Here is a 12,448-nt window from a genome sequence, read left to right on the forward strand (position 1 = left end):
GCCGCCGTAATAATCGAAGTCAGTCCGTATCGTTGCCCATCGATGCCCGATGCCATGAAAATAAAACCGATCGCTCTTGTTGCCGCCTGGACCGGATCCGCAGTATGTGCGGGCACCGTCGCACTGCTGGCGCCGCAGTCCATGCTGCCCGTGCTGGCGGCCGTTGCCGCTGCCGCGATGCTGTGGACGCTGACGGTGCTGCTGTCCGGTCGTACGGGCCTGGAGGCGCCGGATGTGGCGAACAGCGTCAGGGCCGAACCCGACGCTGCGCACCAGCGTGTGGTGGGCAGCGCCGACTCGGTTCACGACCAGTGCAGCCGGATGAACGAGGAACTGACGCGCGTGCAGCAGCTGCTGTGTGAGGCGATCACCGGTCTCACCCAGAGCTTCCACAACATGCATGGTGAAACAACGAGCCAGCGCGAGACGGCGATGGCGCTGACCGGCGGCGACGGCAGTCAGCAGTTCGACTTCGCGCGCTTCGTCGATGAAACCTCCGGCACCATGCAGCGCGTCGTCGACAGCGTGGTCCACAACAGCAAGCTGGGCATGGAACTGGTCGAACTGACCGAGGGTATCGCCCGCGAAACCGAGGGCGTGCGCGCACTTCTCGGCGAGATCGGCGGCATTTCCAAACAGACCAATCTGCTCGCACTGAATGCGGCGATCGAAGCAGCGCGCGCCGGCGAGGCCGGTCGCGGCTTTGCGGTGGTGGCCGACGAAGTGCGCGACCTGTCTGCGCGCACCAGCGACTTCAGCCAGCAGATCGTCACCCTGGTCGATCGCGTGCAGGCCAACGTCAAGATGACCGAGTCCGCGCTGGCCCATATGGCCGCCCAGGACATGACCTTCGCGCTGGAGTCGAAGACGCGCGTCGAAACCGTCGTGCGCGGCCTCGAAATGCTGCACCAACGTCGCCAGCAGTCCATCGTCGACCTCGGCGCGTCGGTCGAGCGTGTGGATCAGGCGGTGGCGCACGCCGTGACCTCGCTGCAGTTCCAGGACATGACCGCGCAGCTGATCGGCCACGTGCAGAAGCGCATCGACGCGATCGACGGCGTATGCAGCAGCGTGCGCGAACTGTCACGTGCGGCGGCGCTGGGCCACGCATCACCCGAACTTGCACAGCGTGTCGATGACGCGCTGGCGCATCTGGCGGTTGTAGACAGCACGAATCCGGTGGCCCAGAAGGCCTACCAAGAAGGCGAAATAGAACTGTTCTGAAGGAGAAGTACCATGGCAAAAACCGTGCTTGCGATCGACGATTCCGCGTCGATCCGTCAGATGGTGGCATTCACGCTGAAGAGCTCGGGATACGAGGTGATCGAGGCCGTCGATGGTCAGGACGGTCTGGACAAGGCCAAGGCCAAGTCGGTCAACCTGGTGCTGACCGACCAGAACATGCCGCGCATGGACGGCCTGACGCTGATCCGCAATCTGCGCAGCATGGCGCAGTACAAGTCCACGCCCATCCTGATGCTCACCACCGAATCGTCCGACGCGATGAAGGCCCAGGGGCGTGCGGCCGGTGCGACCGGCTGGCTGGTCAAGCCCTTCGACCCGCAGAAGCTGGTCGAGGTGGTGAAGAAGGTCATCGGCTGATCCACCCATACCTGGCGCGGGGAGACAGTCCATGACGGTGGACATGAGCCAGTTCTATCAGGTGTTCTTCGAGGAAGCGGCGGAGCATCTGGCGAACATGGAGCAGATGCTGCTCGACATCGATCTGCAGAGCATCGATGACGAAGAAATGAACGCGATCTTCCGCGCCGCCCATTCGATCAAGGGCAGCGCGGGTACTTTCGGCTTTCACGACCTCGCTCAGGTCACGCACGAACTCGAAACTCTGCTCGACCGCGTGCGCAAGCACGAGGTCGTGATGACGGCGGCGATGGTCGACGCCTCGCTCGAAGCGGGCGACCTGCTGCGCGACCTGGTGGCGGCGCATCGTGGCGAGGGCGCGGCCGACATGGCACGCGTGGCCGAGGTGTGTGCGTCGATCAAGCGGCTGTATACCGATCCGGTATCGGTTGCTGACGAGGATCCGCAGCCGGTTCCGGCGTCGGCACTGCCGTCCAGTTTCCGTTTCAGTTTCCTGCTGCCGCAGAGCTGCGCCGATGCGGCCGGTGTGATGGAGAACATGCGCGCCGAGCTCGAGGCGCTCGGCAGCCGCGTCGTCGACGTGTCGATCGATGCCGCCGGTCGCTGGCAGTGCCTGCTGGGCGACAGCGTCGACGCCGCCGCAGTGCGCGACATCGTCGAGTTCATCGCCAGCCCGGGCAGCTACGCCGAAGGCGAAGTGGCGTCCGCACCGGCTGCTGCTGTCGATGACGCGTGGGGGCTGTTCGATGCGACGCCGGCCGCGGCAGGCGATGCCGGCGACGGCAGCTACGGCTTCTTCGATCCGCCGGCACCTGTTGCCGCGGATGCGCAGGACGACAGCTTCGGCTTCTTCGACGCCGCACCCGGTGTGCCGACCACGGCCGCGGCGGACGACAGTTTCGGACTGTTCGAACCGCTTCCGGCCGAATCCGCTGCGGTGCTGCCGCTGGCCGCGCATCCGGTGGCAAAGCCGGGCGCACCGGCTGTCGACAGGGCGCCCGAGCTGGCAAAGCCTGCAGCGGCCACGCGGACCGCCAAGGCAACGGGTGGCGACACCTCCATCCGCGTCGGCGTCGACAAGGTCGACCAGATCATCAATCTGGTCGGCGAACTGGTGATCACGCAGGCCATGCTGGCGTCGGCTGCAGCGAAGCTCGACCCGGTCGAGTTCGAGCGCCTGATGAATGGCGTGCAGCAACTCGAACGCAATACGCGCGACCTGCAGGAATCGGTCATGTCCATCCGCATGATGCCGATGTCCACTGTGTTCTCGCGCTTTCCGCGCGTGGTGCGCGACCTGTCGCAGAAGCTGGGCAAGCAGGTGCGTCTGGTGCTCGCCGGCGAATCGACCGAGCTGGACAAGGGGCTGATCGAGCGCATTGCCGATCCGCTCACCCATCTGGTGCGCAACAGCCTGGATCACGGTATCGAGACGCCGGACGTGCGTGAGGCGCGCGGCAAGCCGCGCGAGGGCACGATCACGCTGAAGGCTTCGCACCAGAGCGGCAACATCGTCATCGAAGTCGGTGACGACGGCGCCGGCCTGAACCGCGAGCGCATCCTGTCCAAGGCACGCGAGCGCGGCCTGCCGGTCAGCGACGGCATGAGCGACCAGGACGTCTGGGGGCTCATCTTCGAAGCAGGCTTCTCGACCGCCGACCAGGTGACCGAGGTGTCCGGTCGCGGCGTCGGCATGGACGTCGTGAAGAAGAACATCACCGCGATGGGTGGTCGCGTCGACATCGAGTCGATGACCGGCGTCGGCACCCGCATGACGGTGCGCCTGCCGCTGACGCTGGCCATCCTCGACGGCATGTCGGTCGCGGTCGGCGCTGACACGTATATCGTGCCGCTGAACTACGTGGTCGAATCGCTGCAGCCGACCGCGGCGATGATCAAGAGCGTCGGCGGCGAGCCGCGGCTGGTGCAGGTGCGTAACGAGTACCTGAACATCCTGACGCTGAAGGACGCGCTCGGCCTCGCCGGCGGCACCACCGATCTCGAACGCGGCATCCTGGTCGTGCTCGAGGCGGATGGCGACAAGATCGCGCTGTTCGTCGATGAACTGGTCGGTCAGCACCAGGTGGTGATCAAGAGCCTGGAAGCGAACTACCGCAAGGTGGTTGGCATTTCCGGCGCCACCATCATGGGCGACGGTCACGTCGGACTCATTCTCGACGTGCCGTCGCTGGTCGAATCGGCACGCGGGCGTCTGGCCGCTGCGGCCTGATCCGCGTCCCCCCCGATGCCCCGCCGGCCAGTGGTCGGGCGGGGGCGTCCTCGTCGTTCTCCCGCCTTGCGCACCGCAAAATTAGGTGCTTCCCAGCCTCAAGGCGCCAGTCTTGCATGCCGTTACAACTTCAGTAATCGCAGCGAGGGAGTTCACGATGATGCAAGCGGCGCAGGCGGTGTCGCACCGGCCGGACGACGGCACGGATGGTAGTTACGCCCAGGAGTACCTCACCTTCACGCTGGGTGAGGAAGAGTACGCAATCGATATCCTCAAGGTGCAGGAGATCCGCGGCTACGACGCGGTCACCGGCATCGCGCACGCCCCCCCCTTCATCAAGGGTGTGATCAATCTGCGCGGCACCATCGTTCCCATCGTCGACCTGCGCATCAAGTTCGGTGTCGGCGTCGTCGAGTACACCCCGTTCACGGTCACCATCATCCTCAACGTCGGCGGTCGCGTCGTCGGCATGGTGGTCGATTCGGTATCCGACGTGCTGGCGCTCGAATCGTCGAAGATCCTGCCGGCGCCGGAATTCTCGTCCAGCCTCGACACCCGCTACATCCACGGTCTCGGCTCCATCGACGAGCGCATGCTCATCGTCGTCGATATCGAAAAGCTCATGCTGTCGGCCGACATGGCGTTGGTCGACGATCAGGTTCACTGAAGGTGGCATACATGGATTCCCACTCCGCATCCCCCGCCGCCGCGCGCGGCCTGACCGTCCAGCAGCGACTGATGGTCATCGTTGCCGCCAGCCTGGCCGGCATCCTGCTGCTGGCCGCGGTACTGCTGGCCGGCATGCGCAGCACCATGATCGAGGACCGCAAGAATGCCGCGCGCTTCGCGGTCGAATCGGCCTGGGGCGTCGTCGATGCCTTCCACATGCGCGCGCAGTCCGGCGAACTGACGCAGGAGGAGGCGCGCAAGCAGGCGATGAACACGCTGCGCACGATGCGCTACAACGGCGAGGACTATTTCTGGATCAACGACTTCGGTCCGCGCATGGTCATGCACCCGACCAAGCCTGAACTCGACGGCAAGGATCTCAGCGGGTCGAAGGACCCGAACGGCAAGGCGCTGTTCGTCGAATTCGTCGCGGTGGCCAAGGCGGCTGGCGCCGGCTTCGTCGATTACCAGTGGCCGCGGCCGGGTGCCGACAAACCGGTGGACAAGGTGTCCTATGTGCGCCAGTTCGAGCCCTGGGGCTGGATCGTCGGCTCCGGCATCTATGTCGATGACGTGAATGCGCTGGTGCTGCAGGAAGCGCTCCGTGTCGCGCTGATCGCGCTGCTGATCGCCGCGGTGATCGGTGTGATCGGCGTGCGACTCGGCCGCAGCATCGCCGGCCGCCTGCGCATTGCAGGCAGTCACGCTAACGAGATCGCGTCAGGCGTGCTCGACCGCCATATCGACGCCGGCACGCAGGATGAAGTCGGTCAGCTGATGTCGGCGCTGGAGCGCATGCGCACCGATCTGCAGGCGCGCGCGGAGCGCGAGCGGGTCATCGCCGAGGAGAATCTGCGCGCGCGCACCGCGCTCGACTTCGTCACCACCAATGTGCGCATTGCCGACAACGACGGCAAGGTGCTGTACGCCAACCGCGCGATGCATGGAACGGTGACCCGCATCGCCGACGAACTGCGTCGTCACATCCCCGGCTTCTCTCTGGAGAACTTCATCGGCTGCAACATCACGGCCATCTGCACCAATCCCGAGTTCGTGCGCAGTTCGCGGACGACGGCGGGCGGTGGCTATCAGGCCGAGCTGGTGATCGGTCATCACGTATTCGACCTGGTGTCGACGCCGATCATCGGCGAAGGCGGCGAGCGCATCGGCACCGTCGGCGAATGGATAGACCGCACAGAAGAGGTGGCCATCGAGCGGCAGGTGACCGACGTGGTGGTGGCCGCAGGGCAGGGCGATTTCACGCAAAGGCTGTCGGTCGACGACAAGCGGGGCTTCTTCCGCCAGCTGGCCGAGGGCCTCAATGGTCTGGTGGAACAGGTGTCGGTCAGCCTGTCGGACGTGGCGGCGGTACTGAGCGGTGTATCGGGCGGCGACCTGACGCGGCGCATCGATCGCAACTACAGCGGCCTGTTCGGCCAGCTGAAGGACGACACGAACACGACGGTGGACAAGCTGCGCGAAGTGGTGGGCCGGATCAAGGATTCGACCGAAGCGATCAACACGGCGGCGCGGGAGATTGCGGCGGGCAATGCGGACCTGAGTTCGCGCACCGAAGAGCAGGCGAGCTCGCTGGAAGAGACGGCCAGTTCGATGGAAGAGCTGAACGCGACGGTGAAGCAGAACGCGGAAAGTGCGCAGAAGGCGAACCAGCTGGGCCATCAGAGCAACGAGGCGGTGATGCGCGGTGCGGAGACGGTGAAGCGGGTGGTGCTGACAATGTCGGACATCCAGGACTCGAGCCGGAAGATCGCGGACATCATCGGCGTGATCGACTCGATCGCGTTCCAGACCAACATCCTTGCGCTGAACGCGGCGGTGGAAGCGGCGCGAGCCGGCGAACAGGGTCGGGGCTTCGCGGTGGTGGCGAGCGAGGTGCGCAACCTTGCGCAGCGCAGCGCGCAGGCGGCGAAGGAGATCAAGGGTCTGATCGCCGACTCGGTGGAGCGTGTCGATGGCGGCGCGAAGCTGGTGGCCGAGGCGGGCGCGACGATGGAGCAGGTGGTCGACAGCTTCCGTCAGGTAACGGGTCTGGTGACGGACATCGCGTCGGCGAGCCAGGAACAGTCGTCGGGGATTGCGCAGGTGACGCAGGCGGTGAGCCAGATGGATGGCGTCACGCAGCAGAACGCGGCGCTGGTGGAACAGGCGGCGGCGGCGGCGGAAAGTCTGGAAGAGCAGGCGCGTTCGCTGATGCGCGCGGTGGGCCAGTTCAAGCTGGACGAAGGCGGTCGTGTGACCGCGTCGTTCGAGGCGGCGCGCGAGGCGGCGAACAGCGAGCCGGTGCTGCCGCGTTCGCGTGGCGGTGCGCTGGGCAAGGTCAAGCGCATTGCGCCGACGGCGCAGGCGGCCTTCGCCGAAGAGGAATGGGAAGAGTTCTGAACGCGCGGCCAGACCACGCGACACATCGATCAGCAGGGAGGCAGGAGAGTACGTCATGCGCAACAATTCGCCGGTGACCGGGCGTGAGGTCGAACTGACCGAGCGACACAATCTCGTGTCGCGTACCGATCTGCAGGGCCGGATCGTCTTCGCGAACCGTGATTTCGTCGAAGTGAGCGGCTTCGACGAGGCCGAACTGGTCGGCCAGCCGCACAACATCGTGCGCCACCCGGACATGCCGCGCGAAGCCTTCGACGACATGTGGCGCTGCCTCAAGGCGGAGCGCCCGTGGACCGGTCTGGTCAAGAACCGCTGCAAGAACGGCGATCACTACTGGGTGCTCGCCAACGCCACGCCGCTGCTGGAGAGCGGCGTCGTGACCGGCTACATATCGGTGCGCACACGCGCCTCGCGCGAGCAGATCGCCGCGGCCGAGAGCACCTACCGTGCTTTCCGCGAAGGTCAGGCAAAGGGGCTGGCAATCCGCGACGGCGTGGTGGTCCGGAGCGGTTTCTCGCCGACACGTCTTGTTGCCGATCTGAGCATCAAGGCGCGCATGTTCGCCATCGTCGGCATTCTCGGCCTGGCGATGGCCGGCATAGCCGCCACCGGCATGCGGGCGCTGCAGAACAACGAAGCGACCCTGAAGGTGGTCTACAACGATCGCGTGGTGCCGACCCAGCAACTCAAGGTGGTTGCCGACATGTACGCGGTGAATATCGTCGATACCGCGCACAAGGTGCGCAACGGCAACATCGACTTCGCCGCCGGCAGCAAGAATCTCGAGCAGGCGCGCGATGCCATCGGAAAGAACTGGGACAGCTACCGCGCCAGCCAGATGACGGCGGAGGAAAAGACGCTGGTCGATCAGGCCGTGCCGCTGATGAAGACCGCCGACGCGTCGATCGAGCGGCTGGCCGCCATCATGGCGAACAAGGACATGGCGGCGCTGACCGCCTACACGGTGCAGGACCTTTATCCGGTGATCGACCCGATCTCCGGCAAGATCAGCGAACTGGTCGATCTGCAGATCCGCGTCGCCGGAGAGGAAATCGAGCACGTGCGCAGCGAATCGTCGTCGGCCTTCGCCGTCATGGCGGCGCTGCTCGCCGTGGGCGTGCTGATCGCAGCGGTCGGCGCCTGGCTGCTGCTGCGCTCGATACTGCGGCCGATCGCCGACGTGAAAGCCATCGTCCGCCGCATGGCGGAGGGCCGGCTCGACGTCGATGTCGACACCACGCGCCGCGACGAGATGGTCGCCATCCTCGACGCGATGAAGACGATGAAGATCAAGCTCGGCGCCGACATGGCCGAGGAGCGCCGTGTGGCCGACGAGAACCTGCGCATCCGCGAGGCGCTCGATTCGGTCACCACCAATGTGCGCATCGCCGATCCGAATGGCAAGGTGCTGTATGCGAACAAGACGCTGATCGACACGCTGCGCCGCACCGAAGCGGACATCCGCAGGAAGCTGCCGCAGTTTTCGGCCGAGCGCTTCATCGGCAGCGACATCACCGTGTTCTACGACGATCCGGAAGCGGCGCGTCGCCGCCTCGCCTCGCTGTCCAGCACGGTGAGGAGCGAGATCGTCATCGGCGGTCGCCTCTACCAGCTCACCACCAGCCCGATCACCAATGCCGCAGGCCAGCGCCTCGGCTCGGTCGGTGAGTGGCTGGACCGTACCGACGAGGTGGCGATCGAGAAGGAGGTAACCGATCTGGTGCGCAGCGCCGGCGAAGGCGATTTCTCGCAGCGCCTGACGGTGGAGGGCAAGCAGGGCTTCTTCCGCCAGCTGGCCGAAGGTCTCAACGGACTGGTGCAGCAGGTTTCCGACGGTCTGAGCGATGTCGCCAATGTGCTCAACGCAATGGCCAGTGGCGACCTGAACCGCAAGATCGAGCGCGAATACGCCGGCACCTTCGCCCAGCTGAAGGACGACACGAACACGACGGTGGACAAGCTGCGCGAAGTGGTGGGCCGGATCAAGGATTCGACCGAAGCGATCAACACGGCGGCGCGGGAGATTGCGGCGGGCAATGCGGACCTGAGTTCGCGCACCGAAGAGCAGGCGAGCTCGCTGGAAGAGACGGCCAGTTCGATGGAAGAGCTGAACGCGACGGTGAAGCAGAACGCGGAAAGTGCGCAGAAGGCGAACCAGCTGGGCCATCAGAGCAACGAGGCGGTGATGCGCGGTGCGGAGACGGTGAAGCGGGTGGTGCTGACAATGTCGGACATCCAGGACTCGAGCCGGAAGATCGCGGACATCATCGGCGTGATCGACTCGATCGCATTCCAGACCAACATCCTTGCGCTGAACGCGGCGGTGGAAGCGGCGCGCGCGGGCGAACAGGGTCGGGGCTTCGCGGTGGTGGCGAGCGAGGTGCGCAACCTTGCGCAGCGCAGCGCGCAGGCGGCGAAGGAGATCAAGGGTCTGATCGCCGACTCGGTGGAGCGTGTCGATGGCGGCGCGAAGCTGGTGGCCGAGGCGGGCGCGACGATGGAGCAGGTGGTCGACAGCTTCCGTCAGGTAACGGGTCTGGTGACGGACATCGCGTCGGCGAGCCAGGAACAGTCGTCGGGGATTGCGCAGGTGACGCAGGCGGTGAGCCAGATGGATGGCGTCACGCAGCAGAACGCGGCGCTGGTGGAACAGGCGGCGGCGGCGGCGGAAAGTCTGGAAGAGCAGGCGCGTTCGCTGATGCGCGCGGTGGGCCAGTTCAAGCTGGACGAAGGCGGTCGTGTGACCGCGTCGTTCGAGGCGGCGCGCGAGGCGGCGAACAGCGAGCCGGTGCTGCCGCGTTCGCGTGGCGGTGCGCTGGGCAAGGTCAAGCGCATTGCGCCGACGGCGCAGGCGGCCCTCGCCGAAGAGGACTGGGAAGAGTTCTGAACGCAGGCAGTCACTGAATCGTCGTTCCACATGGAATCTGCATCGTGAACACAGGCAGCAAGGCAAGCACCACTACGCACAACGCGGCGCAGATCACGCGCCAGCTGTCCGAAGTGAAGACACTGACCGGCAGCACGCGCGAGTTCAGCTTCACGCGTGAGGACTTCGATCGCATCGCGAAGATGATTCACCAGTACGCCGGCATTTCGCTGTCGCCGATCAAGTTCGACATGGTGTACAGCCGGTTGGCCCGCCGGCTGCGCGCCACCGGCGATGCGACCTTTGCCGACTACATCCGCCGGCTGGAGCGCAACGACCGGACCGAATGGGAAACCTTCGTCAATTCGCTGACGACCAACCTCACCTCCTTCTTCCGTGAGGCCCACCACTTCGATCTGCTGAAGCAGCACCTGACCAAGCTGGGCAAGCCCAACGCGCGCATCTGGTGCAGCGCCGCCTCGACCGGCGAAGAACCGTATTCGATCGCCATCACCTGCTGCGAGCTGTACGGCTCGATGACGCCGCCAGTCGAAATCATCGCCTCCGACATCGACACCCAGGTGCTGGCGCAGGGCCAGGCGGGCGTCTATGGCGAAGAGCGCATCGAGAAGCTGTCACCGGAACTGGTGCGCAAATACTTCCTGCGCGGCACCGGCAGCCGTTCCGGCGAGGTGAGGGTGCGTCCGGAACTGCAGCGGCTGATCCGCTTCACCCGGGTGAACCTGCTCGAACCGAACTGGCCGGTGCGCGGGCCGCTGGAAGCCATCTTCTGCCGCAACGTCATGATCTATTTCGACAAGCCCACGCAGTACGGCATCCTCAAGCGTTACGTACCGCTGCTGCGACCCGACGGGCTGCTGTTTGCCGGCCACTCGGAGAGCTTCTCGCACGCGGTCGACCTGTTCCGCAATCTGGGTAGGACGGTATATGCGCGCGCTGACGGCGGTCGATAGCCATGGCCCCGGCCTGATCGAGCATCAGGCGGCGCAGCGCTACTACGACCGCAACTTCTCGCGCGAGGCGGTCAAGATCCTGCCGGGCGAGTTCTTCGTCACCACCCGTGACATGCTGCTGGTGACGGTGCTCGGCTCCTGCGTCGCCGCCTGCATCCGCGATCCAGAGCGCGGCATCGGCGGCATGAATCATTTCATGCTGCCGGACGCCGGCAGCGGCGTGATGAGCCGCTCGGCACGCTACGGCGCTTACGCGATGGAACTGCTGGTAAACGAACTGATCAAGGCCGGAGCACGTCGCTCGGCGCTGCAGGCCAAGGTGTTCGGTGGTGGGCGCGTGATGGCAACGCTGGCCAATGCCAACGTCGGCGAGCGCAATGCCGATTTCGTGCTCGACTATCTGGCCAACGAGGGTATTCCGGTGCTGGCGCAGGATCTGCTGGACAGTCATGCCCGGAAGATCTACTTCTTCCCGCACGCCGGGCGTGTGCTGATGAAGAAGCTTGCCCGCGTGAACAACGATACGCTGGCGCGCCGCGAACGCGAGTACCAGGAAAGACTCGCCCGCGACGACGCCTCGGGCGACATCGAGCTGTTCTCCTGATCGGGGGCACGGAGGAGCATGGAATGAAGATCAGGGTTCTGGTGGTCGACGATTCCGCGGTGATGCGGGCGGTGCTGACCGAGATCATCAATCAGGCGCCCGACATGGAAGTCGTCGGCACGGCGCCCGACGCGGCGGTGGCCCGGCAGAAGGTGAAGGAAACGTCGCCCGACGTGCTCACACTGGACGTCGAAATGCCGAACATGAACGGCCTGGAATTCCTCGACAAGGTGATGCGGCTGCGCCCGATGCCGGTCATCATGATTTCAAGCCAGACCGCGCAGGGATCGGAAACGACGCTGCAGGCGCTCGAACTGGGCGCCGTCGACTACGTGGCCAAACCGCGCGGATCGCTGGCCGGGCTGCCGGTCAGCTACGCGCAGGAAATACACGAAAAGATCCGCGCGGCCTACGGCGCGCGACTGAAAGTGCTGCGTGCCGCGCCGGCCGAGCCCGCGCCCGCTGCTGCTGCCCGGCCAGCGCCCGCCGCCGCCACGTCGGCCTGGGGCGACCGCATCGTCTGCATAGGCGCCTCCACCGGTGGCACCGAAGCGATCAAGGAAGTGCTGTGCCGCCTGCCGGCGAACATGCCGGGCATCGTGATGGTGCAGCACATGCCTGAAATGTTTACCGCGAGCTTCGCCCGCCGCCTCGATTCGCTGGCCCGTGTCCGCGTCAAGGAGGCGGAGCAGGGCGAGCGCATCCTGCCCGGCCATGCCTATCTGGCGCCCGGGCATTCGCATCTGGAAATCCGCCGCAGTGGCACCGGCTATGTCTGCGAACTGCTGCAGACGCCGCCCTACAACAGGCACCGGCCGGCGGTGGACGTGCTGTTCAATTCGGCTGCCCAGCACGCTCGCGGCAGTGCGGTCGCCGCCTTGCTGACCGGCATGGGCAAGGACGGCGCGCAGGGCATGCTGGCCATGCGCCGCGCTGGCGCATGGACCATAGGGCAGGACCAGGAAAGCTGCGTCGTATATGGCATGCCGCGCGAGGCAGCGCAGATCGGCGCCTGCTGCGAGGTGGCGCCACTGACCCAGGTGGCCGAGCGCATAGTCGCCGCATTGCAGGGCGGGCGCCGGCTCGCGGCTCACGGATGAGCC

General features: G+C 65.6%; 9 protein-coding genes. All 9 read left to right on the top strand.

Translation table 11 applies throughout. From position 1 onward, the window contains the following. The first annotated feature begins 54 nt into the window (after window positions 1-54). The 9 genes from WJU27_RS00580 (at window position 55) to WJU27_RS00620 (ending at window position 12,445) form a co-directional block, all read left to right on the top strand. Window positions 55-1,224, top strand: coding sequence for a methyl-accepting chemotaxis protein (locus tag WJU27_RS00580; RefSeq protein ID WP_341420815.1), 1,170 nt, complete (start codon window positions 55-57; stop codon window positions 1,222-1,224). Window positions 1,225-1,236: 12 nt separating this feature from the next. Then, a complete protein-coding gene (locus tag WJU27_RS00585) occupies window positions 1,237-1,602 on the top strand; it encodes a response regulator (RefSeq protein ID WP_296812827.1) in 366 nt (121 codons plus the stop codon). 31 nt (window positions 1,603-1,633) lie between these two features. Then, a complete protein-coding gene (locus tag WJU27_RS00590; protein WP_341420816.1) occupies window positions 1,634-3,832 on the top strand; it encodes a chemotaxis protein CheW in 2,199 nt (732 codons plus the stop codon). Window positions 3,833-3,989: 157 nt separating this feature from the next. Further along, complete coding sequence (locus tag WJU27_RS00595; RefSeq protein WP_341420818.1) at window positions 3,990-4,499, top strand: chemotaxis protein CheW; 510 nt, start codon at window positions 3,990-3,992, stop codon at window positions 4,497-4,499. A gap of 11 nt (window positions 4,500-4,510) precedes the next feature. Next, window positions 4,511-6,901: a methyl-accepting chemotaxis protein gene (locus WJU27_RS00600; protein ID WP_341420820.1), complete on the top strand. Its 2,391-nt coding sequence runs from the start codon at window positions 4,511-4,513 to the stop codon at window positions 6,899-6,901. 55 nt (window positions 6,902-6,956) lie between these two features. Beyond that, a complete protein-coding gene (locus WJU27_RS00605; RefSeq protein WP_341420821.1) occupies window positions 6,957-9,788 on the top strand; it encodes a methyl-accepting chemotaxis protein in 2,832 nt (943 codons plus the stop codon). Between the two features lie 113 nt (window positions 9,789-9,901). Continuing rightward, on the top strand, window positions 9,902-10,741 hold the full coding sequence (locus WJU27_RS00610) for a CheR family methyltransferase (RefSeq protein ID WP_024300865.1): 840 nt from the start codon (window positions 9,902-9,904) through the stop codon (window positions 10,739-10,741). Beyond that, a complete protein-coding gene (gene cheD, locus WJU27_RS00615; RefSeq protein ID WP_020165476.1) occupies window positions 10,716-11,345 on the top strand; it encodes a chemoreceptor glutamine deamidase CheD in 630 nt (209 codons plus the stop codon). Before WJU27_RS00610 ends, cheD begins: the two co-directional genes overlap by 26 nt. Before the next feature lie 23 nt (window positions 11,346-11,368). Further along, on the top strand, window positions 11,369-12,445 hold the full coding sequence (locus tag WJU27_RS00620; RefSeq protein ID WP_020165475.1) for a protein-glutamate methylesterase/protein-glutamine glutaminase: 1,077 nt from the start codon (window positions 11,369-11,371) through the stop codon (window positions 12,443-12,445). Window positions 12,446-12,448 lie beyond the last annotated feature (3 nt).

This window comes from Methyloversatilis sp. NSM2 (genome assembly GCF_038066675.1).
In the GTDB taxonomy this organism is placed as follows: Bacteria; Pseudomonadota; Gammaproteobacteria; order Burkholderiales; family Rhodocyclaceae; genus Methyloversatilis; species Methyloversatilis discipulorum_A.